The 24,912-nt window shown below is 67.6% G+C and carries 24 protein-coding genes and 1 tRNA gene; 14 read left to right on the top strand and 11 right to left on the bottom strand.

What is annotated here, in order from left to right; all coding sequences use genetic code 11:
- Positions 1 to 53: 53 nt before the first annotated feature.
- Complete coding sequence (locus CXG43_RS10025) at positions 54 to 614, bottom strand: glycine cleavage system protein R (RefSeq protein WP_042615184.1); 561 nt, start codon at positions 612 to 614, stop codon at positions 54 to 56.
- Between the two features lie 164 nt (positions 615 to 778).
- Between CXG43_RS10025 and dapA the strand changes: the two genes are divergently transcribed.
- Complete coding sequence (gene dapA / locus CXG43_RS10030) at positions 779 to 1,672, top strand: 4-hydroxy-tetrahydrodipicolinate synthase (RefSeq protein WP_101099841.1); 894 nt, start codon at positions 779 to 781, stop codon at positions 1,670 to 1,672.
- Positions 1,673 to 1,700: 28 nt separating this feature from the next.
- Positions 1,701 to 2,249, top strand: coding sequence for a hypothetical protein (locus tag CXG43_RS10035; protein WP_101099842.1), 549 nt, complete (start codon positions 1,701 to 1,703; stop codon positions 2,247 to 2,249).
- Between the two features lie 82 nt (positions 2,250 to 2,331).
- Here CXG43_RS10035 and fdxA read toward each other — a convergent pair whose 3' ends face one another.
- Positions 2,332 to 2,655: a ferredoxin FdxA gene (gene fdxA / locus CXG43_RS10040; RefSeq protein ID WP_042615187.1), complete on the bottom strand. Its 324-nt coding sequence runs from the start codon at positions 2,653 to 2,655 to the stop codon at positions 2,332 to 2,334.
- 354 nt (positions 2,656 to 3,009) lie between these two features.
- Between fdxA and xylB the strand changes: the two genes are divergently transcribed.
- The 3 genes from xylB to CXG43_RS10055 are packed head-to-tail and all read left to right on the top strand — an operon-like array spanning position 3,010 to position 7,368.
- A complete protein-coding gene (gene xylB, locus CXG43_RS10045) occupies positions 3,010 to 4,548 on the top strand; it encodes a xylulokinase (protein WP_232767726.1) in 1,539 nt (512 codons plus the stop codon).
- Positions 4,549 to 4,570: 22 nt separating this feature from the next.
- Positions 4,571 to 5,911 (top strand): xylose isomerase, encoded by a 1,341-nt coding sequence (gene xylA / locus CXG43_RS10050; protein ID WP_101099844.1) that lies wholly within the window; start codon positions 4,571 to 4,573, stop codon positions 5,909 to 5,911.
- A 32-nt stretch (positions 5,912 to 5,943) separates the two neighbouring features.
- On the top strand, positions 5,944 to 7,368 hold the full coding sequence (locus tag CXG43_RS10055; RefSeq protein WP_101099845.1) for a sugar porter family MFS transporter: 1,425 nt from the start codon (positions 5,944 to 5,946) through the stop codon (positions 7,366 to 7,368).
- Between the two features lie 115 nt (positions 7,369 to 7,483).
- On the opposite strand, the gene CXG43_RS10060 is transcribed toward CXG43_RS10055, so the two are convergent.
- Positions 7,484 to 7,558 (bottom strand) — tRNA-Glu (locus CXG43_RS10060).
- Between the two features lie 53 nt (positions 7,559 to 7,611).
- Here CXG43_RS10060 and pcnB point away from each other — a divergent pair.
- From pcnB to panC, 4 genes are read left to right on the top strand one after another with little or no spacing between them, the layout of a single operon-like run.
- Positions 7,612 to 8,991, top strand: coding sequence for a polynucleotide adenylyltransferase PcnB (pcnB, locus tag CXG43_RS10065; RefSeq protein WP_101099846.1), 1,380 nt, complete (start codon positions 7,612 to 7,614; stop codon positions 8,989 to 8,991).
- Positions 8,992 to 8,996: 5 nt separating this feature from the next.
- Positions 8,997 to 9,485 carry a 2-amino-4-hydroxy-6-hydroxymethyldihydropteridine diphosphokinase gene (gene folK / locus CXG43_RS10070; RefSeq protein WP_101099847.1) on the top strand — a complete coding sequence of 163 codons (489 nt, stop codon included), beginning with the start codon at positions 8,997 to 8,999 and terminating at the stop codon, positions 9,483 to 9,485.
- A gap of 31 nt (positions 9,486 to 9,516) precedes the next feature.
- Complete coding sequence (gene panB / locus CXG43_RS10075) at positions 9,517 to 10,332, top strand: 3-methyl-2-oxobutanoate hydroxymethyltransferase (protein ID WP_101099848.1); 816 nt, start codon at positions 9,517 to 9,519, stop codon at positions 10,330 to 10,332.
- Positions 10,329 to 11,168, top strand: coding sequence for a pantoate--beta-alanine ligase (gene panC / locus CXG43_RS10080; protein WP_101099849.1), 840 nt, complete (start codon positions 10,329 to 10,331; stop codon positions 11,166 to 11,168). Before panB ends, panC begins: the two co-directional genes overlap by 4 nt.
- Before the next feature lie 37 nt (positions 11,169 to 11,205).
- On the opposite strand, the gene CXG43_RS10085 is transcribed toward panC, so the two are convergent.
- A complete protein-coding gene (locus tag CXG43_RS10085) occupies positions 11,206 to 11,793 on the bottom strand; it encodes a hypothetical protein (RefSeq protein WP_101099850.1) in 588 nt (195 codons plus the stop codon).
- Between the two features lie 171 nt (positions 11,794 to 11,964).
- On the opposite strand from CXG43_RS10085, the gene panD reads away from it, so the two are divergent.
- Together panD and pgi are read left to right on the top strand one after the other, a co-directional pair.
- Positions 11,965 to 12,345, top strand: a complete 381-nt coding sequence (gene panD, locus CXG43_RS10090; protein ID WP_042614028.1) for an aspartate 1-decarboxylase — start codon at positions 11,965 to 11,967, stop codon at positions 12,343 to 12,345.
- Complete coding sequence (gene pgi, locus CXG43_RS10095; protein WP_101099851.1) at positions 12,342 to 13,853, top strand: glucose-6-phosphate isomerase; 1,512 nt, start codon at positions 12,342 to 12,344, stop codon at positions 13,851 to 13,853. Before panD ends, pgi begins: the two co-directional genes overlap by 4 nt.
- A 168-nt stretch (positions 13,854 to 14,021) precedes the next feature.
- Here the strand turns inward: pgi and CXG43_RS10100 are convergent, their stop codons facing one another.
- Positions 14,022 to 14,603: a response regulator transcription factor gene (locus tag CXG43_RS10100; protein ID WP_101099852.1), complete on the bottom strand. Its 582-nt coding sequence runs from the start codon at positions 14,601 to 14,603 to the stop codon at positions 14,022 to 14,024.
- The gene (locus CXG43_RS10105; RefSeq protein ID WP_101099872.1) at positions 14,600 to 15,829 is read right to left on the bottom strand and encodes an ATP-binding protein; all 1,230 of its coding nucleotides are present in this window, start codon (positions 15,827 to 15,829) and stop codon (positions 14,600 to 14,602) included. The genes CXG43_RS10100 and CXG43_RS10105 overlap by 4 nt, the downstream gene beginning before the upstream one ends.
- Before the next feature lie 113 nt (positions 15,830 to 15,942).
- Here CXG43_RS10105 and ispG point away from each other — a divergent pair, with 113 nt between their 5' ends.
- The 3 genes from ispG to CXG43_RS10120 all read left to right on the top strand — a co-directional run bounded on the left by ispG (position 15,943) and on the right by CXG43_RS10120 (position 18,757).
- Positions 15,943 to 17,208 carry a flavodoxin-dependent (E)-4-hydroxy-3-methylbut-2-enyl-diphosphate synthase gene (ispG, locus tag CXG43_RS10110; RefSeq protein WP_101099853.1) on the top strand — a complete coding sequence of 422 codons (1,266 nt, stop codon included), beginning with the start codon at positions 15,943 to 15,945 and terminating at the stop codon, positions 17,206 to 17,208.
- Positions 17,189 to 17,914 carry a phosphatase PAP2 family protein gene (locus CXG43_RS10115; protein WP_101099854.1) on the top strand — a complete coding sequence of 242 codons (726 nt, stop codon included), beginning with the start codon at positions 17,189 to 17,191 and terminating at the stop codon, positions 17,912 to 17,914. Before ispG ends, CXG43_RS10115 begins: the two co-directional genes overlap by 20 nt.
- Positions 17,915 to 18,109: 195 nt before the next feature.
- Positions 18,110 to 18,757: a response regulator gene (locus CXG43_RS10120; protein ID WP_042614023.1), complete on the top strand. Its 648-nt coding sequence runs from the start codon at positions 18,110 to 18,112 to the stop codon at positions 18,755 to 18,757.
- A gap of 91 nt (positions 18,758 to 18,848) precedes the next feature.
- Here CXG43_RS10120 and eda read toward each other — a convergent pair whose 3' ends face one another.
- The 5 genes from eda to zwf all read right to left on the bottom strand — a co-directional run bounded on the left by eda (position 18,849) and on the right by zwf (position 24,827).
- Positions 18,849 to 19,508, bottom strand: a complete 660-nt coding sequence (eda, locus tag CXG43_RS10125; protein WP_101099855.1) for a bifunctional 4-hydroxy-2-oxoglutarate aldolase/2-dehydro-3-deoxy-phosphogluconate aldolase — start codon at positions 19,506 to 19,508, stop codon at positions 18,849 to 18,851.
- A 198-nt stretch (positions 19,509 to 19,706) separates the two neighbouring features.
- Complete coding sequence (gene edd / locus CXG43_RS10130) at positions 19,707 to 21,623, bottom strand: phosphogluconate dehydratase (RefSeq protein ID WP_101099856.1); 1,917 nt, start codon at positions 21,621 to 21,623, stop codon at positions 19,707 to 19,709.
- Between the two features lie 41 nt (positions 21,624 to 21,664).
- Positions 21,665 to 22,387 carry a 6-phosphogluconolactonase gene (pgl, locus tag CXG43_RS10135; RefSeq protein WP_101099857.1) on the bottom strand — a complete coding sequence of 241 codons (723 nt, stop codon included), beginning with the start codon at positions 22,385 to 22,387 and terminating at the stop codon, positions 21,665 to 21,667.
- Positions 22,387 to 23,394, bottom strand: a complete 1,008-nt coding sequence (glk, locus tag CXG43_RS10140; protein WP_101099858.1) for a glucokinase — start codon at positions 23,392 to 23,394, stop codon at positions 22,387 to 22,389. Before glk ends, pgl begins: the two co-directional genes overlap by 1 nt.
- Positions 23,391 to 24,827, bottom strand: coding sequence for a glucose-6-phosphate dehydrogenase (zwf, locus tag CXG43_RS10145; protein ID WP_101099859.1), 1,437 nt, complete (start codon positions 24,825 to 24,827; stop codon positions 23,391 to 23,393). The genes glk and zwf overlap by 4 nt, the downstream gene beginning before the upstream one ends.
- Positions 24,828 to 24,912 lie beyond the last annotated feature (85 nt).

The following is a 24,912-nucleotide window of genomic DNA, read 5'->3' on the forward strand; positions in this document are numbered from 1 at the left end:
CGCTACCGCTTCATGAAACATCGCACGCCCGTGACGGACATGCGAAAAAACAGTCAGAACTTCATCGGATCCATGATCGCGTCCAGGTTCAGGTGGTCGCAGAACTCCAGGAAATCATCGCGCAGCGCGGCGATGTGCATGTTCGCCGGAACGCCGATGGTGACCTGCGCGCTGAACATCTCCGCGCCGGTCTGCATCGCGCGGTAGCGGGTGCTCTGCAGGCTTTCGATGGTGATGCCCTGGCGGTCGAAGAAATCGGCCAGCTGGAACAGGATCCCCGGCTTGTCGGCGGCGATCACTTCCACGATGTAGGGCAGCAGGTTGGACTGTGCCTGCTTGGCTTCGGTGCGGTACCAGACCAGCTTGAGGCCTTCTTCGCGCTCCAGACGGGTCAGCATGGCCTCCAGCTTGGCCACCGAATCCCAGGAGCCGGTCGCCAGCGCGGTGACCGAGACATCGCGGCCCACCGTGGACAGGCGTGCGTCCACCAGGTTGCAGCCGCTGTCGGCGATGCGGCGGGTGACGGGCAGCAGGGGGGACTCCGGATGCGTCGTGTAGGCGTTGATCAGGAGATGGTTTTCGCTGGGCGAAGGGCGCGGGGTGGTGTCGGTCAAGGCGATTCCGGGTAATGCGTGCGTGAGTCTGAATGCCCCCAACGGTCGGGGATTCACCGGTGCCCAGCATACTTGCCCGCGCTTTCGCGCCGCAAGTAACATGCAGGGCGGCCGGTGCTCAGTGCCGTCCGGTTTCTCCCCCCTACAGCCACGAGCAGCACGCCTTGTCCCTTTCCGGCCTCATCACCGCGCTGGCGACCCCCTTCCGGGCCGACGGCTCCCTCGACACCGATGGTTGGCAGCGCCTGCTGCACCTGCAGCTGGAAGGAGGCGTGCACGGCGTGGTCGTGGCGGGCTCCACCGGCGAAGCGGCCACCTTGTCCGATACGGAATACGACCAGCTGCTGGCCAGCGCGGTCGAGCGCATCGCCGGCCGCGTGCCGGTACTGGCCGGTACCGGCTTGTCCGGCACCGCCAAGACCATCGAACAGACCCGCCGCGCCGCCGCGGCCGGGGCCACCCACGCGCTGGTGGTGACCCCGCCCTACGTGCGTCCGACCCAGGCCGGGCTCATCGCGCATTACCGCGCCGTGGCCGACCACGGTGGCCTGCCGGTGGTGCTGTACAACGTGCCCGGCCGCACCGGCTGCGACATGCTGCCGGAAACCGTGGCCGAACTGGCTGGCCATCCGAACATTGTCGGCATCAAGGAAGCGGTGGGTGACAACGGCCGGGTGAAGGCCCTGCTGGCGTTGCGCAGCGCCGACTTCGCCATCCTCAGCGGCGATGACGGCACCGCCGCGCGCTCGATCCAGGCCGGGATGGACGGCCTGATCTCGGTAGGCTCCAACGCGCTGCCGGGTGCTTACCGCCGCATGTGCGAGCTTGCCGCCGCCCACGATCATGATGCGACCGGAAGCTGGGACGCGCGCCTGCAGCCGTTCCATGATTTCTGTGGTGTCGAACCCAATCCGATCCCGGTCAAGGCGTTGTTGCGCCGGATCGGCATCGGCCATGACCTGCGCCTGCCGTTGCTGCCGCTGTCGGCAGCACACCAGCCCGCGGCCGAGCATCTGGCCGGCGACATCGCCGCGCTCGAAGCCCTTTCCAGCCACTGACCCCCTCGTGGCTTTCCAGGAGATTCCCATGCGTCAATCCGTTTCCACCTTCCGCGTGCTGTCCATCGCGATCCTTGCCCTGGGCACCGTCGTGGCCACCACCGGCTGCTTCAAGAAGGGTGCGCGCGGCGATTACGCGCTGGCCCCGGAAGTGCGCCCGCTGGAAGTCCCGCCGGACCTGACCGCACCGGCGGGTGCCGGCAAGGCCGCCACCACCGGTGAGACCGGCTCGGTGCTGGCCTCGCAGGCGTCGCGTCCGGCCCCGGCCGCTGCCGCGGGCCAGGCCCCGGCCGCGCCGGCCAACAATGCGTCCGGATTCAACGTCACCGCTGGCAAGGACCAGGCCTTCACCGACGTCGGTACCGCACTGGAGGCCATCGAGGGGCTCACCATCGCCACCCGCGCCCAGTTGCTGGGTTCCTACGACGTGGCCTTCGAAGGCAGCAACTTCCTGGTACGTGTCGTGGCGGTCAATGGCGGCTCGTACGTGTCGGCGGTCGATCCGCGTGGCCTGCCGGCTACCGCCGAAGCGCCGGTCAAGCTGATCGCTGCGCTGAAGGCCAAGCTGGCTCCGTAACCCGCGCCCGCCTTGGCGGGGCTGGCGGCAGCAACGAAGAAGGGCGCCCGAGGGCGCCCTTCTTCGTTGCCGTGCGCGGGATTCAGCGCTCCAGCAGCGGCAGTTTGTCCGGCTTGCCATCCCAGTCGCCGGCATCGGCAGGCGGGTCCTTGCGCACGGTCAGCACCGGCCATTCCTTCGCCAGTTCCGCGTTCAATCCCACGAACACTTCCTGTCCAGCCGGGACGTCGTCTTCGGGGAAGATCGCGTTGACCGGGCATTCGGGTTCGCACAGCGTGCAGTCGATGCACTCATCCGGATCGATCACCAGGAAGTTCGGGCCTTCGTGGAAGCAGTCCACGGGGCACACTTCCACGCAATCGGTGTGCTTGCACTTGATGCAGTTTTCAGTGACGACAAAGGGCATGGGGGGAGGCAGATCCGTCTTTCAAGCCGCTAATTCTAGAACAGGTTGGGGTGGGGGTGGTCGAACCGGTGGAACCCGCCGGCGGCTGGCGGGTTGTGTGGACTCGGTGCGCGGGTCGGCCGGCGGGGCTGGGCGGGGGACGGCAGAAGCCGCTCCTGCGGGCCTCGTTTCGCGCCCTCCATGGCGCTCAACGCCCCCGCCCAGCCCCGCCGCCCGAACCGCTGGCAGGTTCCGTGCAAACACGCGGTAGCGCCGACCCATGGTCGGCGGGAGGTGGCCAGGCCCCCGGGATTTGATGCACTGCACATTGCCACGTGGGATCGGGGCGGCAACACTCGATGTCCATCGGTGGACATCGCGACGTGGGAGTGGCGGGTGCGGCAGGAAAGCAGTGGGGAAGGGGCGGTCTATCTGGGAATCGACGCGGGGACGCAGAGCCTGAAGGTACTGGCTTACGATCCGGCAGCACGCCAGGTGGTGGGGCAGCAGTCGCGTTCGCTGGCGCTGGACAGCGCCGAGGATGGCAGTCGCGAACAGGACGCGGCCAGTTGGACCCGGGCCCTGCAGGAATGCGTGCTGGCGCTGCCGGACGCGGTGCGTGCGCGGGTCAGGGGGCTGGCGGTGTCGGGCCAGCAGCACGGCCTGGTGGCGCTGGCCGCCGATGATTCGGTGCTGGCACCGGTCAAGCTGTGGTGCGATACCAGCAGTACCGCCGAGTGCGATGCGATCACCGCCGCCGTCGGTGGTGAAAGCGCCTGTATCGCCGCGTCCGGCAATCCGCTGCGGGTGGGCTATACCGCCTCCAAGCTGCCGTGGACCAGGCAGCATCGGCCGCAGGCCTACGCAGCGTTGGACGGCATCGCGTTGCCGCACGATTACCTCAACCTGTGGCTGACCGGCGCGCGCTTCATGGAGTGCGGTGATGCTTCGGGCACCGGGTGGCTGGATATCCGCACGCGGCAGTGGTCGCCGACGATGCTGGCGGCGACCGATCCGGATCGCGATCTCGCCGCGCTGCTGCCGCCGCTGGTCGCTGCGGATGCCACATTCGCCCTGCTGCCTGCAATAGCTGATGCCCTGGGACTTTCGGCCGGGGTGCGGGTGGCGGTCGGCGGCGGCGACAACATGATGGCGGCGATCGGCACTGGTGCGGTGCGCGAAGGGCGCCTGAGCATGAGCCTGGGCACGTCGGGCACGCTGTTTGCCTGGAGCGCCAGCCCGAAGATCGATCCGCAGGGGCGCTGGGCCGCGTTCTGTGCCTCCGATGGCGGCTGGCTGCCGCTGATCTGCACCATGAACTGCACGGTTGCCACCAACCAGCTGGCCACCCTGCTTGGCCTGCACCATGGGCAGACCGAGGCGCTGCTGCAGGCCAGCCAGCCCGGCGCGGCAGGGCTGGTGCTGCTGCCGTTCTTCAATGGCGAGCGCAGCCCGGACCTGCCGCTGGCCAAGGGCGCCCTGCACGGCGTGGACCTGCACAACCTGTCCCCGGCCAACCTGTATCGCGCGGCGATGGAGGGTGCCAGCTACAGCCTGAAACTGGGCTATGACGCGATGCGCGAGGCGGGCCTGCAGGGTGCACGGGTGGTGCTCACCGGTGGCGGCGCCAACAGCGGCGCCTGGCGCCAGCTGATCGCCGATCTGTTCCAGTTGCCGGTCGAAGTGCCGGTGCAGGCGGAAGGCGCGGCCTTCGGTGCGGCACTGCAGGCGGCTTGGGCCTGCGCTGGCGCCCGCATGCCGCTGGCCGATCTGGTCGATGCGCATGTGGTGTTCGACCCGGCCCTGTCAGCGCAGCCCGACCCCGAACGCGGTGCCGCGTATGCGCGCGGCTACCAGCGTTTCAACCATTACCTGCAGGCCTCGCTGCCGTTGTACCGCCAGCGCCTGCCCTGATTTCCCCCAGACGATGTTGCCCATGAGTTCCTCGTTCTACGTTGGCCAGCGCGAGTTCTTCCCCGGTGTCGGTCGTATTCCCTTCGAGGGCCGCGACTCGGACAATCCACTGGCCTACAAGGTGTACGACGCCGACAAGCAGATCGGCGGACGCAGCATGGCCGAGCACCTGCGCTTCGCGGTGGCCTACTGGCACAGTTTCTGTGGGGCAGGGCACGACCCGTTCGGGCCTGGTACGCGCGCCTATCCGTGGGACCAGGGCGCCACGCCGCTGGCGCGTGCCGAGGCCAAGGCCGATGCCGCCTTCGAGTTCGTCACCAAGCTGGGGGTGCCGTACTACTGCTTCCATGACGTCGACCTGGCGCCGGATGCGGACGACATCGGCGAGTACCGTGACAACCTGCGCCACATGGTCGGGATCGCCGGCGAACGCCAGCGCCAGACCGGGGTCAAGCTGCTGTGGGGGACCGCCAACCTGTTCTCGCACCCGCGCTACATGAACGGCGCGGCGACCAATCCGGACTTCGCCGTGGTCGCGCGCGCTGCGGTGCAGGTGCAGGCGGCGCTGGATGCCACGGTGGCGCTGGGCGGCAGCAACTATGTGTTCTGGGGTGGGCGCGAAGGCTATGCCTGCCTGCTCAACACCGACATGAAACGCGAGCAGGCCCATCTTGCGCGGTTCCTCGCGGCGGCGCGCGACTACGGGCGCAGCATCGGCTTCCAGGGCACCTTCCTGATCGAGCCCAAGCCGATGGAGCCGATGCACCACCAGTACGATTTCGACAGCGCCACGGTGGTGGGCTTCCTGCGCGCGCATGGCCTGGACCAGGATTTCAAGCTCAACATCGAAGCCAACCACGCGACGTTGTCCGGGCACACCTTCGCCCATGACCTGCAGGTAGCCTCCGATGCCGGCTTGCTGGGCAGCATCGACGCCAACCGCGGCAACCCGCAGAACGGCTGGGATACCGATCAGTTCCCGACCGATCTGTACGACGCGGTGGGCGCGATGCTGGTGGTATTGCGGCAGGGCGGCTTCGGCGATGGCGGCCTCAATTTCGATGCCAAGGTCCGTCGCGAATCCACCGATCCGCAGGACCTGTTCATCGCCCACATCGGCGGCATGGACACCTTTGCCCGCGGACTGGAGGTCGCCCATGCCCTGCTCACCGCGTCGCCGTTGGAGCAGTGGCGCGGCGAGCGCTACGCCAGCTTCGAAAGCGGCCCCGGTGCGGCCTTTGCCAATGGCCAGCTGACGCTGCAGGATCTGTGTGCACACGCGCAGCAGGCCGGCGAGCCTGGCCAGCGTAGCGGACGGCAGGAAGCGTATGAGAACCTGCTCAACCAGTACCTGCTGCGCTGAGCGGCAGGCGTCCATCGCAACCGGGTAAACCCATGTCCACAGCGATATCTGCTTCCTCCGGCACACAGGGCGAGAACACCGCCTTCATCGTGCTGATCAGCTGCGTGGCCACCATTGGTGGCTTCCTGTTCGGCTTTGACAGTGGCGTCATCAACGGCACCGTCGACGGCCTTCGCAGTGCGTTCAATTCCAGCGAAGCCGCGCTCGGCTTCGAGGTGGCCTCGATGCTGTTGGGGTGTGCCATCGGTGCGTTCCTGGCCGGGCGGCTGGGTGACCTGCTGGGACGGCGCAGCGTGCTGATCATCTCGGCGGTGTTGTTCCTGCTGTCGGCGCTGGGGGCCGGTGCCGCGCACGCGTCATGGCTGTTTGTCACCGCGCGCGTGATCGGTGGATTCGCGGTCGGCGCGGCCAGCGTGATGGCCCCGGCGTACATCGCCGAAGTGGCCTCGGCGCGCTATCGCGGCAAGCTCGCCACGGTGCAGCAGATCGCCATCATCAGTGGCCTGTTCGCAGCCTTCCTGAGCAACTTCCTGCTGGCGCGCGCGGCCGGGGCCTCCACCGAAGTGCTGTGGCTGGGACAGCAGGCATGGCGCTGGATGTTCTGGATGCAGGCCATTCCTTCGCTGCTGTTCCTGGCGCTGCTGCTGGTGATCCCGGAAAGCCCGCGCTTCCTGGTGGCCAAGGGCCGCAGGTCGGACGCCTTGTCGGTGCTGACGCGCCTGTACGGCGCGGTGGAGGCGCAGGCCACACTCGGTGAAATCGAGTCCAGCCTGGCCCAGGACCAGCACCGGCCTTCGTTTGCCGATCTCAAGGACAAGGACACCGGCAAGCTGCGCGGCATCGTCTGGGTGGGCATCGGGCTGGCCGTGCTGCAGCAGCTGGTCGGCATCAACGTGGTGTTCTACTACGGCGCTGTGCTGTGGCAGGCGGTGGGCTTCTCCGAAAACGATGCGCTGCTGATCAACGTGCTGTCCGGTGCGCTCAGCATCGGTGCGTGCCTGGTGACGGTGGTGCTGATCGACCGCATCGGCCGCAAGCCGCTGCTGTGGGTGGGCTCGGTCGGCATGGCGCTCTCGCTGGCGTTGATGGTGGTGGCGTTCTCCAGCGGCAGCCTGGTCGATGGCAAGCTGCAGTTGTCCGATGGCATGGGACGGCTGGCGCTGGTGGCGGCCAACGTCTACGTGGTGTTCTTCAACATGTCCTGGGGCCCGGTGATGTGGGTGATGCTGGGCGAAATGTTCCCCAACCAGATCCGCGGTTCGGCGCTGGCCGTGGCCGGTGCGGCGCAGTGGACCTCGAACTTCGCCATCACCGTGACCTTCCCGATCCTACTGGCCGGCATCGGCCTGGCCGGTGCGTACAGCATCTATGCGGTGGCCGCGTTCCTGTCGATCTTCTTTGTCTTCCGCTACGTGCGCGAGACCAAGGGCAAGGAACTGGAACAGATGGAAGGCTGAGCTGTGCAGCGGGTCCGGCGCCACGGCGCCGGGCCTTCAGCGGCCGGCCTCGACCCGACGCACAGGCACAAAAAAACCCGCTCATGGCGGGTTTCTTGCTTCCTGCTGCAGTGACTGGTGCTCCCTAGGGGACTCGAACCCCTGTTTTAGCCTTGAGAGGGCCACGTCCTAACCTCTAGACGAAGGGAGCGTTTGAAGTGTCACTGCCGGGGCAGGCGCGCTAGTATATGCATCTCGATGCCATTGGGCAATCCCGAAACTTCAACCGGAAGCGCCAACATCATTCCCTCCGTGACAACCCCGATAAGCCTGCGCGTCATCCCGCGCGACCAGCACACCATCTCGCGCAAGGACATCAGCCCCAACGCCGTGCGCGTGCTGTACCGCCTGCGCGATGCCGGCTTCGGCGCCTACCTGGTGGGTGGCGCCGTGCGCGACCTGCTGGTCAATGGCCACCCCAAGGACTTCGACGTGGCCACCGACGCCACGCCCGAACAGGTCAAGCAGCTGTTCCGCAACTGCCGCCTGATCGGTCGACGCTTCCGCCTGGCGCATGTGGTGTTCGGCCGCGAGATCATCGAAGTGGCCACCTTCCGCGCCAACATCGATGACGGCAGCGGCGACCGCGAGATGGAAAACGGCATGCTGGTACGCGACAACGTGTACGGCTCCATCGAAGACGATGCCATCCGCCGTGACTTCACCTGCAACGCGTTGTACTACGCGATCGAGGATTTCTCGGTGCGTGATTACACCGGCGGATTCGAGGACGTGCAGGCCCGCCTGATGAAGCTCATCGGCGACCCGGAACAGCGTTACCGCGAAGATCCCGTGCGCATGCTGCGTGCCGTGCGACTGGCCGGCAAGCTCGGTTTCCAGATCGAGGAAAAGACCGCCGCGCCGATCCCGCAGCTTGCCAACCTGCTCAACGAAGCCGCCCCGGCGCGCCTGTTCGAGGAAGTGCTCAAGCTGTTCCTGGGCGGACACGGCGTGGCCAGCTTCGAAGGCCTGGAGCGTTACGGCCTGTTCGATGTGATGTTCCCGGAAAGTGGCAAGGCGCTGCGTTCCAACCGCAGTGGCGCGCTGCGCCGCATGCTGATCGAAGGCCTGGCCAACACCGACCAGCGCGTGGCCAACGACGAGCCGGTGTCGCCGTCGTTCCTGTTCGCGTTGCTGCTGTGGCCGGCGTTCTGCCGCACCCAGGCCACGCTGCTCAAGCAGGGTGTGGCCGAAGAAGAAGCGCAGCGTCGCGCCGCCGACCGGGTGACCCTGCACCAGCTGACCACCATCGCACTGCCGCGGCGCTTCTCGCTGCCGATGCAGGAGATCTGGCTGTTGCAGGCGCGCTTCGGCTCGCGCCAGCGCAAGCGCGTGTTCCGCACGTTGACCCACCCGCGGTTCCGCGCGGCGTTCGACTTCCTGATCCTGCGCCAGGTGGCTTCCAGCGAACACGCAGGCGACGTGGCGTTCTGGCGCGAAGCCCAGCAGCAGTCCGGCCGTGAGCTGGAAAGCGCGCTGGACGACCTGCACACGCATGACGCCGAAGAGGTGGGCGAGGAGCCGCGCAAGCGTCGTCGTCGCCGTCGTCGCCCGGGTGCCCCCGGCGCACCGGCTGCCGAGTAAGCGGGGTGGTCAGGGCATGGATCGGCCTGGGCGCCAACCTCGGTGACGCCGCCAGCACGGTCAGTGCGGCGATCGAGGCGCTGGACGGACTGGCCGGTACCGAACTGACCCGCGCTTCGCTGCTGTACGCCAGCCCGGCCTGGGGCAACCAGGACCAGCCGCCGTTCGTCAATGCGGTGGCCTGCGTCCAGACCGACCTGCCGCCGCTGGCCTTGCTCGATGCCCTGCTGGTACTGGAAACCGGCTTCGGCCGGGTGCGTGATCCGGCCGTGCACTGGGGCCCGCGCCTGCTGGACCTGGACCTATTGCTGTATGGCGACCAGGTGATCGACCTGCCGCGCCTGCAGGTTCCGCATCCGTACCTGCACCAGCGCGCGTTCGTGCTGGTGCCGCTGGCCGAAGTAGCGCCGGACCTGGTGATTCCCGGGCATGGTCGCGTGCGGGATGCAGTGATGCAGGTAACAGCCAGCGGGATCGTGCCGATAAGGAGATAATGGAGCGGTTATCACCCCCGGTTATTTCCTGATGAGCACCCACGCAGACAGCAAGCCCTGGACCGTCCCGGCGCTGGCCGAGGCCAAGCGCAATGGCCAGAAGCTGGTCATGTTGACCGCCTACGACGCCGGTTTCGCCCGTACCTTCGACGCCAACGGGGTCGACCTCATCCTGGTCGGCGATTCGCTGGGCATGGTCGTGCAGGGGCACGATTCGACCCTGCCGGTGACCGTGGCCGACATGGTCTACCACACCGGCGCGGTGGCCCGCGTGCTGCAGCGCGCGCTGCTGATTGCCGACCTGCCGTTTGGCGCCGACGCCACCCCGGAACGTGCCTTCGATGCGTCGCTGCAGTTGCTGCAGGCGGGCGCGGAGATGGTCAAGATCGAAGGCGCCGGCTTCAAGCTGGATATCATCCGCCACCTGGTGGAGCGCGAAATCCCGGTGTGCTCGCATCTTGGACTGACCCCGCAGTCGGTGCTGCGCCTGGGCGGCTACCGCGTGCAGGGCCGTGGCGATGCTGCCCGCCAGCTGGTGGAGGACGCCAAGGCCGTGGTCGCCGCCGGTGCCAGCATGGTGGTGCTTGAATGCCTGCCCACGCCGGTAGCCGCCGAGGTCACCGCCGCTGTTGCGGTGCCGACCATCGGCATCGGGGCTGGCCCGCAGTGCGACGGACAGGTGCTGGTGATGCATGACATGCTGGGCCTGGACAGCGGCCATCGCCGGCCGAAATTCGTCAAGGATTTCCTTGCCGAAGGCGGTTCGGTAGCTGGCGCCACCCGCGCCTACGCCGAGGCCGTGCGCAACGGCACCTTCCCCGACACCGAGCACGCCTACGCCTCATGATCCAGACCATTACCGAACTTGCCCAGCTGCGCGCGACCGTCAGCGGCTGGAAGCGCGAAGGCCTGCGCGTGGCGCTGGTGCCTACCATGGGCAATCTGCATGCAGGCCACTACTCGCTGGTCGCGCTGGCACGGCAGTACGCTGATCGCGTGGTGTCCAGCGTGTTCGTCAACCCGACCCAGTTCGGGCCGAACGAAGACTTCACCCGCTATCCGCGCACGCCCGAGGCCGATACCAGCGGCCTGGAAGCGGCCGGCTGCGACGTGCTGTGGCTGCCGACAGTGGAATCGATGTATCCGTTCGGCGTGGAGCTGGCGGCCAATGTCAGCGTGCCCGGGATCAGCGGGCTGCTGGAAGGGGCGCATCGCCCCGGGCACTTCGATGGTGTCTGCACGGTGGTGTCACGCCTGTTCAACCAGGTGCAGCCCGACGTGGCCGCCTTCGGCAAGAAGGACTACCAGCAGCTTGCGGTGATCCGCCAGATGGTGGCCGACCTGTCTTTCCCGATCCAGATCGTCGGCGGGGACATCGTGCGCGAAGACGACGGCCTGGCGATGAGTTCGCGCAACCAGTACCTGGATGGCGTGCAGCGCCCGGCATCGACGACGATCCATCGTGTGTTGCAGGGCATGCGCGAAGGCTACATCACCGGGCTGTCGCGTGAGCGCATCGAAGCCGATGCGGCCGCTGCCCTGCAGGCTGCGGGATTCCAGGTGGACTATGCGGCGCTGCGTACGCCGGACCTGATCGAGCCACCGCACGAGGGTGGGCCGCGCGTTGCGCTGATCGCCGCGCGGCTGGGCAGCACCCGGCTGATCGACAACCTCGAGTTCTGAGCGCGGGGGGGCGGGGCGAGGTCGTGACCCCGTTTTTCTACAGCTGTTCCAGCGCCCGCCGGACCAGGCCCTCGCGGTACCAGGTCCTATCAGGGTAGACCGGTTGCCCGCAGGCTATCCGCGCTTCATGGATGCGCACTGCGATCTCCATCGCCCTGGTTGATTCCAGATCGAGCAGGGTCGGCTCGGGCGGCGGATCGGCCTGCCCGCTGCCGGTCGCCGGAACGGGGGCAGCACCGCACACGCAGTAGCGGAAGCCGCTGGCCACCGACCTCGCCTTGTCCGCCTGTTCGGCTTCGTCCCAGGCCGCCCGCGACAGCCTGGCTTCCAGGTTCGCGATCCTGCGCAGCATCGGGTGCGCGGCATAGATGCCGGTGGCGGGGAACTGCAGCGGCTCCTCCGCCTTGGCCGTGGCCGCGACCGGCGCCGCGGCCACGTGCCGCGCGGGCGGCCGCTCCACGCAGCGCGGCTGTGGCGCGGCCGTCGGTCGGTGCAGGTTGCGTACGGCAACCGAGCGCAGCTGTCTCGGCCGGGGTTCTGCGGGAGCATCGCCGATCCGGGTGGGACCGGAAAAGCGGCGGACGAGCTGGTCGAAATCCTTGGCACGGCTGAGGGTGGCGAACATGGCAGCTCCTGGATGGAATCCCCCAGTTCACCGCACGGTGAACCGTCGCGCTTTCGGGAATCGTGCGTGGCAGGCGGGACCTGAACCGCTGTCTGACTGGCGTCGCACGCCGCTTTCGCCAATCCCCCAGGTGGTAGAATCCCGACTTTCCTTTACCGCGTTGCCTGTGCCATGCACCTGTCCCTGCTGAAGACCAAGATCCACCGCGCCACCGTCACCCATTCGGAGCTGAACTACGAAGGGTCGATCGCGATCGACGACAACCTGCTGGCGGCCACGGGCATCCGTGAGTTCGAGCAGGTGCATATCTGGGACGTCACCAACGGCGCCCGGTTCAGCACCTATGCCATCCGTGCCGAAGCCGGCAGCGGCGTGGTCTCGCTCAATGGCGGCGCCGCCCGTCACGTGCAGGTCGGCGACATCATCATCATCGCTGCCTTCGCCACGATGAGCGAGCAGGAAGCAGACAGCTTCCGGCCGAAGCTGGTATATGTGGATGGCAACAACCAGATCTCCCATACCAACGACAGCATCCCGACCCAGGCCGCATGACAACGAACAACGGACTCGACACGCTTCACTCCCATGCCCAGCGCCTGCGTGGCGCGCGCATCCCCGACCTGCTCGCGGCCGAACCCGGCCGGGTAAAGGATCTGGCACTGCGGGTCGGTCCGTTGTACGTCAACTTCGCGCGGCAGAAATACGACGCCGCCGCCCTGCAGGCATTGCTGTCGCTGGCCGCTGACCGCGATGTCGGCGGCGCCATCGCGCGCCTGTTCCGCGGCGAGCAGGTCAACCTCACCGAAGGCCGCGCCGCGCTGCACACCGCGCTGCGCGGTGATGTGGTCGATGCGCCGGTGGCTGCCGATGCCTACGCCACCGCGCGCGAGGTCCGCCAGCGGATGGGCGAGCTGGTGCACGCGCTGGAAAGCAGCGGCGTCACCGATGTGGTGAGCGTGGGTATCGGCGGCTCGGACCTTGGTCCGCGACTGGTTGCCGACGCCCTGCGTCCGGTGGATGGCAGCCGTCTGCGCGTGCATTTCGTGTCCAACGTGGATGGCGCCGCCATGCAGCGCACGCTGAGCACGCTGGATCCGGCGCGCACCGCCGGCGTGCTGATCTCCAAGACGTTCGGTACCCAGGAGACGCTGCTCAACGGGCAGATCCTGCACGACTGGCTGGGCGGCAGCGAACGCCTGTATGCGGTCAGTGCCAACCCCGAGCGTGCCGCCAAGGCCTTCGACATCGCCTCCAGCCGCGTGCTGCCGATGTGGGACTGGGTCGGCGGCCGCTATTCGCTGTGGTCGGCGGTCGGTTTTCCGATCGCGCTGGCGATCGGCTTCGAGCGTTTCGAAGCCTTGCTCGAAGGCGCCTCGCAGATGGACGCGCACGCACTTGATGCGCCGCTGGAGCGCAACCTGCCAGTGCTGCACGCCCTGACCGATATCTGGAACCGCAACGTGCTGGGCCATGCCACGCACGCGGTGATGACCTATGACCAGCGCCTGGCGTTGCTGCCGGCTTACCTGCAGCAGTTGGTGATGGAAAGCCTGGGCAAGCGCGTGCAGCGTGATGGCCAGCCGGTCGCCAGCGATACCGTGCCGGTGTGGTGGGGCGGGGCGGGCACCGATGTGCAGCACAGCTTCTTCCAGGCGCTGCATCAGGGCACCAGCGTGATCCCGGCCGATTTCATCGGCTGTGTCCGCAGTGACAATCCCTACACGGTCAACCACCAGGCGCTGCTGGCCAACCTGCTGGCACAGACCGAAGCGCTGGCCAATGGCCAGTCCAGCGACGATCCGCACCGCGATTATCCCGGTGGCCGGCCGAGCACGTTGATCCTGCTCGATGCGCTGACCCCGCAGGCGCTGGGTGCGCTGATCGCGATGTACGAGCACGCGGTGTACGTACAGTCGGTGATCTGGAACATCAACGCCTTCGACCAGTTCGGCGTGGAGCTGGGCAAGCAGCTTGCCGGCCAGCTGCTGCCGGCGCTGCAGGGCGAGGCGGTGGAGATCACCGATCCGCTGACCCTGGAAGTGCTGGGCCTGCTGAGGTAAAACCCGGTCGCGGCCCGCGGTAGTAACGGCCGCTGGCCGTCAGGGCCTTGGTAGGTGACGACCGCTGGCCGTCAGGGCCTTGGTAGGTGACGACCGCTGACCGTCAGGGCCTTGGTGGGTGACGACCGTTGGTCGTCACGCGGTTGCCATCCCCAGGCGCTACCGTGCCTAGCGCAAAGGCTCCGGGCTCGGCCGCTTGGCCAGCTTGCGCTGCAGCGAGCGCCGATGCATGCCCAGCAGGCGCGCTGCGGCTGACACGTTGCCACCGGTCTCATGCATCGCCTGCTGGATGTGCTCCCACTGCAGCCGGCTGATCGGTGTCATCGCATCGGGCAGATCCAGCTCGCCGTCGTCGTCGGGACCGTCATCTTCTTCGCCCAGTGCGCGCAGGATCATCGGCACCGTGGCCGGCTTGGGCAGGTAATCGTCCGCGCCCAGCTTGATCGCCTCCACCGCGGTCGCGATGCTGGCATAGCCGGTCACCAGCAGGATGCGCATGTCCGCGCGCAGTGCGCGCAGCGGCTGGATCAGCGCCAGTCCGGACTCACTGCCAAGCTTCAGGTCGATCAGGGCGAACGCCGGCGGCTGCTGCCGTGCCAGCAGCAGGGCGCTGGCTGAATCCTGCGCCGTGCGCGTCTCCAGCCCTTTGCGTGCCAGGCTGCGCTGCAGGGTGCGCAGGTACAGCTCGTCATCATCGACCAGCAGGCCATCACCGTGCAGCGAGGCCGGGGTGGGGAAGGGCGTGTTCATGGGATTTCCTCGCGGGGGACCAGGGGGATGCGGAAGCCGACCCGGCTGCCGGCGCCCTGCGCCGGACGCATCCACATTTCACCGTGCAGGCGTTCAATGGTGGCGTGGGACAGGGCCAGTCCCACGCCCATGCCTTCGCTCTTGCTGGAGCTGAACAAGGTGCCGGGCAGCACCGCCTTGCGCGTGTCGAAGCCGGGACCGAAGTCGCGCACCTCGCCGACCAGATCGTCGCCCTCGATGCGCAGCGACAGCTCCACTTCCGCGCGCCCGACCTGTTCGCCGGCTTCGGCGGCGTTGTTCAGCAGGACCATCAGCAGGTGGCCCACGCCGGCATCCAGCGGCCGGGTCAGCGGGGCGTCGGGGTTGCGGGTGAGGGTGATGGTCGGGCGCACCAGTCGCCACTGTTCCAGCACCTGCAGGGCGGTGGACGGTCCGCGACCGGGGGCATCCGGCGACGCCGGCGCGGCCAGCGCCAATACCCGTTCGCGGCACTGCACCAGCAGCTCGCGCAGGGTTTCCACGTCGTCGCGCACGTCGGTGCTCTGGTTCTGTTCGGCGATGTCGTCGGCCAGCAGGGTCATCGTCGCCAGCGGCGTATTGAGTTCGTGGGCGACCGAGGCCGCATGGGTGGCCAGTGCGACGATGCCTTCGTTGCGTGCGAAGCGCTCCCGCAGCAGCGAGAGTTCGTGTTCGCGCTGGCGCAGGGCGATGGCCAGCCGCGTGGAGAACGCCAGCACGACCGTCACCGAAATCAGGAAATTCGCCACCACGCCCCACTGCTGCAGGACTTCCGGCGCGAAGTAGCCGCCTGCGGGCAGCGGCAGGCCGAACGCTGCGCTGACGCAGTAGCCGATCAGGCAGGCAGCGGCCACCGCCAGCGTCCAGCGTGCCGGCAGGGCGAGCGCCGCCAGGGCGATCAGGATCAGGAACAGCGAGCCGAACGGATTGGTGATGCCGCCACTCCAGCCGACCATCCAGGTCAGCACGGTCACATCCACCAGGATGTGTCCGAATGCGGTTACCGGGGCGGTATCAGTGCCGTGGACGCGCAGCTGGGCGTAGGTGTTGAACAGCGCCAGCACGGCCACGCCGGCCCACAGCGGAACCTGCGGCAGGGGCAGGCCAAGCACCCACGTGGCGACCAGGATGGTGGCCGCCTGCCCGGCGGTGGCCAGCCAGCGCAGGCTGCACAGGGTCTGCAGGAAGGGGGCATCTGGGGATGTCATGATGGCCATCGTATGCGTTGCCCGCGTGCACTGCCTGCGACAATCGGCCGCACATGCCACCGCGGCTGAATGGGAGTCACCCGACGGTCGCGCAGCAGCGCTAGAATATTGCGATGCATGACGCCGTTTCCCGACCGACACCGCCCGCCGAGCCCACCTCCTGGCCGCGCCGACTGACCCAGCCTGTCCGCATCGGCGGCGTGGTGGTGGGCGGTGGCAAGCCGGTGGTGGTGCAGTCGATGACCAACACCGATACCGCCGACGTGGCGTCCAGCGTCAAGCAGGTCGCCGAGTTGTGGCGGGCCGGTTCGGAAATGGTGCGCCTGACCGTCAACAACCCCGAGTCCGCCGCGGCCATTCCGCGCATCGTCGACAAGCTGGCGATGATGGGCATCGAGGTGCCGCTGATCGGTGACTTCCATTACAACGGCCACCAGCTGCTGAGCGCCGAGCCGGCCTGTGCCGAGGCCCTGGCCAAGTACCGTATCAATCCGGGCAACGTCGGCTTCGGCAAGAAGAAAGACCTGCAGTTCGCGCAGCTGATCGAGTTCGCGATCCGCTACGGCAAGCCGGTACGCATCGGTGCCAACTGGGGCTCGCTGGACCAGTCGCTGGCGGCCCGGTTGATGGATGAGAACACCCAGCGCGATCAACCGTGGGATGCCGGCCGCGTGCTGCGCGAAGCATTGATCCGGTCTGCGCTGGATTCGGCCGAAACCGCGGTCGAACTCGGCCTGCCACGCGATCGCATCGTGCTCTCGGCGAAGGTCAGTGGCGTGCAGGAGCTGATCGCGGTGTACCGTGATCTTGCCCAGCGTTCGGACTTCGCCCTGCACCTGGGCTTGACCGAAGCCGGCATCGGCAGCAAGGGCATTGTCGCCTCGGCGGCGGCGCTGGCGGTGCTGATGCAGGAAGGCATCGGTGACACCATCCGGATCTCGCTCACGCCCGAACCGGGCCAGTCGCGGACCCAGGAAGTGATCGTCGCCCAGGAGCTGCTGCAGACCACCGGGCAGCGTGCGTTCACCCCGCTGGTCACCGCCTGCCCGGGCTGTGGCCGCACCACCTCCGAGTTCTTCCAGGAGCTGGCGAAAGTGGTTCAGAACCACGTACGCGAACGCATGCCGCTGTGGAAGATCGAACATCCCGGGGCGGAGAACATGACGTTGGCCGTGATGGGCTGCATCGTCAACGGGCCGGGTGAGTCGCGTCACGCCAACATCGGCATTTCGCTGCCGGGTACTGGGGAGGCACCCGCCGCGCCGGTGTTCGTCGATGGCGAGAAGAAGATCACCCTGCGCGGCGAGAACATCGCCCAGGATTTCGTCAAGCTGATAGACGACTACGTCGAACAGAACTATGTCCGAAGCGCCGGGTAAGTCGGGGATGACGTCCGGCTCGGAGGAACAGGCTGCCGGCGTCCGGCACTGGCTCTCGCGCAATGCCTGGCGGTTCGTGCTGTTGTTCGCCGGCGTGCTGTTGCCGCTGGCGGTGTTCGTCGAGCTTGCCGATGAAGTACACGAGTTCGAGGCTTTCCATTTCGACGCGCCGTTGTTGTGGCGCCTGCATGGCTGGCACGGGCCGGTACTGGACCAGATGGTGGTGATCATCACCCGGCTCGGCTACGAGTGGTTCCTGATCCCGGCCGATGTGGTCATCGTGGCGGCGCTGTTGTGGTTCAAACGATGGCGTGAAGCCGCCTTTGCCGCCATCGGCTTCGTCGGCTCGGCGCTGCTGAACATGGGCAGCAAGCAGTTCTTCCAGCGTGACCGGCCGAGCCTGTGGGAATCGATCGCGCCGGAATCGACCTACAGCTTCCCCAGTGGCCACGCGATGGGGTCGATGACCTTCGCCTGCGTGGCCGTGCTGCTGGCCTGGAACACCCGCTGGCGCTGGCCGGTTGTCGTGCTGGCGCCGCTGTTCGCGGTGCTGGTCAGCGTTTCCCGGGTCTACCTGGGCGTGCATTACCCTTCCGACATCCTGGCCGGCTGGTGCGCTGCGCTGGTCTGGGTGGTGGGGTGTTACCTGGTGATGTTCCGCCAGCGCCGGCCTTGGCGCGGAGGCGCAGATGTTCCCGTGGCGTGAATGAATCATAAAGATTGGGCCGTTAGTAGGCTATATTGATCTCAAAGGACCAATCATGGCGGTCCCCGGAATGCCAGAGCCGGGGCAATGTGATTCCCGCCGCAATTCGGAACAAGGTGTCGGGAACTGCGCTTGTGGGACGTCTTCCCGGTACCTACCGTGGAAGTCGGAAGCGGTAGTGAAAGGGGAAGATGCATGACGATTCGTGTCTATCTGGTGGACGACCACGCGTTGGTCCGCACCGGGATGAAGATGATCCTGTCCGGCGAAACCGATATGGAGGTCATCGGCGAGGCAGAGTGCGGCGAAGATGCGCTGCGCGAGATCCGGCAACTGAAGCCGGACGTGGTGCTGTGCGATCTCCACCTGCCGGGCGTCAGCGGGCTGGAAGTCACCGAACGGATCGTGCGCGGCCAGGAGGCCACGCGGGTCGTCATCGTGTCGGTGCTGGAAGACGGGCCGATGCCCAAGCGCCTGCTGGAAGCCGGTGCATCGGGCTACATCAGCAAAGGCTGCAACGCGCAGGAACTGCTGCGCGCGGTTCGCGATGCGTCACTTGGGCGGCGTTACCTGGGCAGCAACATCGCGCAGAACCTGGCCCTGTCCACGGTGGAAGGCAGTGCCTCGCCGTTCGACAGCCTGTCGCCGCGCGAACTGGAGGTGGCCCTGCTGCTGACCCAGGGGCTGCGCCAGGAAGACATCGCGCGCCGGCTCAGCCTGAGCGCCAAGACCATCAACACGCACAAGGCGCGCCTGTTCGAAAAGATGGGAATCCACGACAACATCGCACTGGCCCGCATGGCCAGCCAGTACGGCCTGGTGGACCCCGCACGCCCTATGTAACCGCGACGGGTGGTGGGTGACGACCACGGGTCCTGGTGGGTGACGACCGTTGGTCGTGGTGGGTGACGACCGTTGGTCGTCACGCTCTTGCTCAGCGACCGCGCACCCGCGCCACGATCTTCGCCGCACCGGCGGCGGCATCGCGCACCTTGTCCCACGCCCCGTCGGCGATCCAGTTGCCCGGCACCATCCACGAACCGCCGATGCAGACCACGTTCTTCTGCTCCAGATACTCTGCGGCGCTGTCTTCGGTAATGCCACCGGTCGGGCACAGCTTCAGGTCCGGCACCGGTCCGGCCAGGCCCTTGATCATCGCCAGCCCACCCACGGCGGTCGCCGGGAACAGCTTGCAGACCCGGAAACCGCGCGCGTAGAGCGCCAGCAGTTCGGTCGGTGACGCCGCCCCGGGAACCACCGGCAGCGGCGCAGCGGCGAGCGCTTCGGCCATGTGCGCCGGAGTGCCCGGAGTGACCAGGAAATCCGCGCCGGCATCGATGGACTGCTGCATCTGCTCCACCGTCAGCACCGTGCCGGCACCGACCACCACGCCCGGCAGCTCGCGCTTCAACATCGCCAGCGCGTCCATCGCCACCGGCGTACGCAGGGTCAGCTCGATGGCCGGCAGGCCGCCTTCCAGCAGCGCCGCACTGACCGCCCGCGCCTGATCCAGCGTATGCACCGTCACCACCGGCAGGATCCCCGCCGCCGTCAACAATTCCGCCGCCCGCACCTGATGCTGCTGAATGCTCATGCCCTGCTTTTCCTTTTTATTTGTCTGCGACGCGTGGATGCGCCGACATGTGTCCGAGGTGGCGGTGGGAATGCCGCCGCCGGGACCGCTCTCGCGCACGACGCGCGAGTGCAAGCCCCATGGATGGGTTCACGGCGGGTCCTGGCGGCGGCATTCCCACCGCCACCGACAGCCGACCAACCCGCCGCGCAATGCGCCTCAGGCGTCCTTCGCCTCATGTGGCGCATCCGCCGCCGCGGCATCATGCCCCAGCTCATATTCCGCATCGTAATCCCACGCACTGCCATCGGCGGCCGCCGGCCCGCACGAAATCGAGATCGCGCCCTGGTCGGCCGGTCCCACCACCAGGCGGTTGACCGCGAACAGATTGCGTCCCAGATCATTGGCTGCCGGCGCGGTGTTCGGCGCATGCGTGCGCGCCGCCCATTCGGCCTCGTCGACCAGAACTTCCAGTGTGCCGGCCTCACCATCCAGGCGGATGATGTCGCCCTCGCGCAGCTTGCCCAAGGGGCCGCCACGCGCCGCTTCCGGGGTCATGTGGATCGCCGCGGGAATCTTGCCCGACGCGCCGGACAGGCGCCCATCGGTCACCAGCGCCACGCGCCGGCCCTGGTTCTGCAGCAGGCCCAGCAACGGTGCCAGTGAATGCAGTTCCGGCATGCCGTTGGCGCGCGGCCCCTGGTAACGCACCACGGCCACGAAGTCCTGCGGCAGCAGGCCGGCGGCATGCAGCTTGTTCAGCACCTGCGGCGCATCCACGACCACCGCAGGGGCCTCGATGCTGCGGTACTGCGGCTTCACCGCCGACAGCTTGATCAGCGAACGACCGAGGTTGCCGCGCAGCAGGCGCAGGCCGCCCTGGCTTTCGAAGGGATTGTCCACGCCGCGCGCGACGTCTTCATCGGCACTGCGGATGATGCCGTCCACCCAGACCACCTGGCCGTCCTGCAGGCGTGGCTCGCGCGCGTAGTCGGCCATGCCACCGCGTGCCACGGTGACGATGTCGCCGTGCATCAGCCCGGCGCGGATCAGCTCGCCGAACACGAAGGCGGGGCCGCCTGCGGCCGCGAAGCGGTTCACGTCGGCCTCGCCATTGGGATACACGCGGGTCAGCAGCGGGATCAGCTGGGACAGCTGGTCCATGTCGTCCCAGGTCACCACGATGCCGGCGGCGCGGGCCACCGCGATCCAGTGGATGGTGTGGTTGGTCGAACCGCCGGTGGCCATCAAGGCGACGATCGCGTTGATGATCGCGCGCTCGTCGATGATCCGCCCGATGGGGCGGTAGTCATCGCCCAGCGCGGTCATTTCCAGCGCACGCACGGTCGCTTCGCGGGTCAGGGCGCCGCGCAGGGTCTGCTCGGGGTTGACGAACGAGGCACCCGGCAGCTGCACGCCCATCGCTTCCAGCAGCACCTGGTTGGAGTTGGCCGTGCCGTAGAACGTACAGGTGCCGGCGCCGTGGTAGGAGGCCGCTTCGGCTTCCAGCAGTTCCTCGCGGGTGGCTTCGCCGGCGGCATAGCGCTCGCGCACTTCGGCCTTCTGCTTGTTCGGAATACCCGGCGTCATCGGGCCGGCCGGCACGAACACCGAGGGCAGGTGGCCGAAGGCCAGCGCGCCGATCAGCAGGCCCGGCACGATCTTGTCGCACACGCCGAGGTAGATCGCCGCATCGAACATGTCGTGGCTGAGCCCGATGGCGGTGGACTGGGCGATGACATCGCGCGAGAACAGCGACAGCTCCATGCCGCCGCGGCCCTGGGTCACGCCGTCGCACATCGCCGGCACGCCGCCGGCCACCTGCGCGGTCGCGCCCCATTCGCGGGCGATCTCACGGATCTGCTCGGGATAGGTCTCGAACGGTTGGTGCGCCGACAACATGTCGTTGTAGGAGGTGATGATGCCGAGGTTCGGCGTCACCCCGCCACGCAGGCGGCCCTTGTCGGTGCCACCGCAGGCGGCGAACCCGTGGGCAAGGTTGCCGCAGCTCAGGCGGCTGCGGAACGGGCCATCGCGCAGGGCGGCGTCGATGCCGGCCAGGTAAGCGGCGCGCGAAGCGGCGCTGCGGCGCACGATGCGCTCGGTGATGGCGTGCAGTTGCGGATGCAGACTCATTGGCTACCAGCGTGGAAGAGGTGGCGAGAGGGAACGTCGGATCAGTCGGCCCAGTGCACGCGCAGGCGCGGGCCGGGCTGGTCGATGGCGGCGAGGATCGGGTACTGCTGGACATCGTTGCTGTCCAGTGCGTGCTGCAGGACTTCCAGTTTCTGCTTGCCACGCAGCAGCAGCAGGCGCTGGCGGCAGGCGCGCAGGCCGTGCGGGGTCAGCGTGATGCGCAGCGGCCACTGGTTCGAGCCGGGGCAACCGGTCGCGTCCAGTGCGGCATAGGGCAGGGTGCTTTCCAGCGCGCGTTGCAGGTCGCGCGAGCCCGGGAACAGCGAGCAGGTATGCCCGTCATTGCCCATGCCCAGCGCCACCAGGCTGGGTGGCAGGCTGTACTGCGCCTGCAGGTTGGCGGTATAGACGCACTCCGGCAACGGCTTGCCGATGCGCACCAGCGGATCGAAATGAGCCCCTTCGGCGCGTTGCAGGAAGCTTTCGCGGACCAGGTGGGCGTTGCTGTCGCGATCCTGCGGCGACAGCCAGCGCTCATCGGCCAGGCTCACTTCCACGCGGTCCCAATGCACGTCCAGTTCGGCCAGTGCCTGGTACACCGGTGCCGGCGTAGTGCCGCCGGACAGCAGCATGCGCGCGCGGCCGTGTTCGGCGATGTCGCGGTCGAGGATCTTCGCCATGTCGGCGGCGACCGCTTCGATCCAGCCGTCGGCCTCGCGGTGGGCGATGAACTCGACGCGATCGGAAGAGAACGGGGTAGGCATCAGGCAGCAGCTCCAGCGACGGCGCACTCGGCATCGACGGCGTACGCCGCCGCACCCAGCAGGCCCGGATTGGGATGGATCACCGCCAGCGACGGAACCCGGCCCATGATCGAAGAGAAGCGCCCCTTGTGTTCGAAGCGCTGGCGGAAACCGGAATGCTGCAGCGATTCCAGCATGCGCGGCACCAGGCCGCCGGTCAGGAATACGCCGTCCCATGCCCCCTGGATCAGCACCAGATCGCCGGCGATGGCGCCGAAGATCGCGCAGAACAGGTCCACCGCGCGCATCGCCTGCGGATCACCCGCGCCGGCGCGTGCGGTGACGTCAGCCGGCTTCAGGTGGCCCGGGTCGAAACCCGCCATCTCGCATACGGCGCGATGGATGTTGACCAGGCCGGGGCCGCAGATCAGGCGTTCGTTGGAGACCCGGCCAAAGGTTTCCGAGAGGATTTCCAGGATGCGGATTTCTTCCGGCGTGCCCGGCGGGAAGCTGACATGGCCGCCCTCGGTTTCCAGCGGGAAGCAGCGGTCATGGCGGATCACCAGCCCGCCGACGCCCAGCCCGGTGCCCGGGCCGATGACGCCGTAGTTGGCCGGCGCACCGCTGCGTCGCGGGCTCCAGCTGGCGCCACCGATCTGCACCACATCCTTGGGCTGCAGCAGCGAAATGGCCATCGCCTGGGCAGCGAAATCGTTGATCAGGTGCAGCTCGGTAAAACCGAGCATGGCGGCGGTGCGGCTGCGCGAAATCACCCAGGGATGATTGGTGATGCGGGCTTCATCGCCGTCCACCCGGCCGGCCACCGCGAACACACCGCGGCTGGCTTCGGCGCCCACTTCCTGCAGGTAGTGGCGGGCGGCATCACCGAGCGAAGGGAAGTCCACCACCGGGAATTCGCGGATGCTGTCTTCCAGCAGGGGCGTGTCATGCGCCGTGTCCGCCAGCGCGAAGCGCGCGTTGGTGCCGCCGATGTCGGCGACCAGGATCGGCTGCGCCAGCACCGTCATGCCTTGTCCCCGGCCGTGCTGCCATCGACATCGCCGGGCAGGAAGCCGGCCGCGGCGTCCGGGCCCCACGAACCGGCGGGGTAGGGTTGCAGCGGCAGCGCGGCGTCCTTCCAGGCATCGGCCACGCTGTCGATCCACTGCCAGGCCGCGCGCACTTCGTCATCGCGTACGAACAGCGCATGGTTGCCGTTGAAGGCATCCAGGAACAGGCGTTCATAGGCGATGCGGCGGTGCAGGCCGGTCGGCACGGACAGCTCCAGTTCCAGCGGCTGCAGTTCCAGCGCGCCCCATTCCGGGCCGGCCAGGCTGCTCATCAGGCCCAGTTCGATGTTTTCCTGTGGCTGCAGCTGGAACACCAGTCGGTTCGGCGTGGCCTGGCCACGGTGCGGGCGCTCGAACAGCCAGTGGGTGACCGGCTTGAGCGTCACCACCACGCGGCTGGTGCGCTCGGGCAGGCGTTTGCCGGTGACCAGGTGGAACGGCACGCCGCTCCAGCGCCAGTTGTCGATATGCGCGGTGACGCCGGCGAAGGTCTCCACGTCGCTGCCTTCCGGCGGCTGGTAGGCCTGGGCCGGCTGGCCGTCGATGGTGCCGGCGGTATAGCGGCCACGGACGCTGTCACGCGCGGCGTGCCTGGCATCGAGCGGACGCAGCGAGCGCAGCACCTTGACCTTCTCATCGCGGATGCGATCGGCTTCCAGCGATGCCGGCGGCTCCATCGCCACCAGGCACAGCAACTGCAGGATATGGCTCTGCACCATGTCGCGCAGTGCGCCGGAGCGTGCGTAGTACGCATCGCGGCCGTCCACGCCTTCGCTCTCGGACACCAGGATGTGCACCGATTCGATGTAGTTGCGGTTCCACACCGCTTCCAGCAGCGTATTGCCGAAGCGCAGTGCGATCAGGTTCTGCACCGCCGCCTTGCCCAGGTAATGGTCCAGGCGGAACACGCGGTCTTCGTCGATCCACTGGCCGATGGTGGCGATGATCTGCTCGGCACTTTCGCTGTCGCTGCCGATCGGCTTTTCCAGCATCAGCCGGTGCGGTGCCGCCAGCGCGCCGCCCTTGGCCAGGCCTTCGCAGGTGGAGATGTACAGGCCCGGCGGAATGGCCAGGTAGCTGACACAGCGGCGGTCGACCAGGTCGGACACCGCTTCGGCCACCGAATCGGCGTTGCGCAGGTCCACCGAACGGTAGTCGATGCGCTGCAGCAGCGAGGCGATGTCCTCGGCGCTGGCCAGTGGCATGGCCTGCTGCAGGCGCGGGCGCAGGATGTCCCGGAACGCCGCGGTGTCATGCGGTGAGAGCGCCAGGGCGCGGACCTTGAAGTCTTCCGGCAACAGGCCGTCGCCAAGCAGGCGCAGCAGTGAAGGGAAGAGATAGCGCTGGGCCAGATCGCCAGTGGCGCCGAACAGGAAGAGGGTATCGTGCATCGCTCGAGTTTCAGATCCGGGTGACATCGTTGTCAATCGCTGCCTGGCTGGGTTCCGGGGAAGGTTTGGCATTGCTTTGTCCGCC

The sequence above is a fragment of the Stenotrophomonas sp. Bg11-02 genome, assembly GCF_002836635.1.
Classification (GTDB): Bacteria; Pseudomonadota; Gammaproteobacteria; order Xanthomonadales; family Xanthomonadaceae; genus Stenotrophomonas; species Stenotrophomonas lacuserhaii.

Bases quoted from the DNA above. Each gene is read 5' to 3' on its own strand.
- panD (WP_042614028.1), top strand. From the start codon at position 11,965: ATGCACCTGTCCCTGCTGAAGACCAAGATCCACCGCGCCACCGTCACC.
- glk (WP_101099858.1), bottom strand. From the start codon at position 23,394: ATGACGGTGCTGGCGCAGCCGATCCTGGTCGCCGACATCGGCGGCACC.
- CXG43_RS10035 (WP_101099842.1), top strand. From the start codon at position 1,701: ATGCGTCAATCCGTTTCCACCTTCCGCGTGCTGTCCATCGCGATCCTT.
- panB (WP_101099848.1), top strand. From the start codon at position 9,517: ATGAGCACCCACGCAGACAGCAAGCCCTGGACCGTCCCGGCGCTGGCC.
- CXG43_RS10085 (WP_101099850.1), bottom strand. From the start codon at position 11,793: ATGTTCGCCACCCTCAGCCGTGCCAAGGATTTCGACCAGCTCGTCCGC.
- CXG43_RS10055 (WP_101099845.1), top strand. From the start codon at position 5,944: ATGTCCACAGCGATATCTGCTTCCTCCGGCACACAGGGCGAGAACACC.
- CXG43_RS10115 (WP_101099854.1), top strand. From the start codon at position 17,189: ATGTCCGAAGCGCCGGGTAAGTCGGGGATGACGTCCGGCTCGGAGGAA.
- zwf (WP_101099859.1), bottom strand. From the start codon at position 24,827: ATGCACGATACCCTCTTCCTGTTCGGCGCCACTGGCGATCTGGCCCAG.
- CXG43_RS10105 (WP_101099872.1), bottom strand. From the start codon at position 15,829: ATGACATCCCCAGATGCCCCCTTCCTGCAGACCCTGTGCAGCCTGCGC.
- edd (WP_101099856.1), bottom strand. From the start codon at position 21,623: ATGAGTCTGCATCCGCAACTGCACGCCATCACCGAGCGCATCGTGCGC.
- eda (WP_101099855.1), bottom strand. From the start codon at position 19,508: ATGAGCATTCAGCAGCATCAGGTGCGGGCGGCGGAATTGTTGACGGCG.
- pgi (WP_101099851.1), top strand. From the start codon at position 12,342: ATGACAACGAACAACGGACTCGACACGCTTCACTCCCATGCCCAGCGC.
- panC (WP_101099849.1), top strand. From the start codon at position 10,329: ATGATCCAGACCATTACCGAACTTGCCCAGCTGCGCGCGACCGTCAGC.
- fdxA (WP_042615187.1), bottom strand. From the start codon at position 2,655: ATGCCCTTTGTCGTCACTGAAAACTGCATCAAGTGCAAGCACACCGAT.
- CXG43_RS10120 (WP_042614023.1), top strand. From the start codon at position 18,110: ATGACGATTCGTGTCTATCTGGTGGACGACCACGCGTTGGTCCGCACC.
- ispG (WP_101099853.1), top strand. From the start codon at position 15,943: ATGCATGACGCCGTTTCCCGACCGACACCGCCCGCCGAGCCCACCTCC.
- pgl (WP_101099857.1), bottom strand. From the start codon at position 22,387: ATGCCTACCCCGTTCTCTTCCGATCGCGTCGAGTTCATCGCCCACCGC.
- CXG43_RS10100 (WP_101099852.1), bottom strand. From the start codon at position 14,603: ATGAACACGCCCTTCCCCACCCCGGCCTCGCTGCACGGTGATGGCCTG.
- xylA (WP_101099844.1), top strand. From the start codon at position 4,571: ATGAGTTCCTCGTTCTACGTTGGCCAGCGCGAGTTCTTCCCCGGTGTC.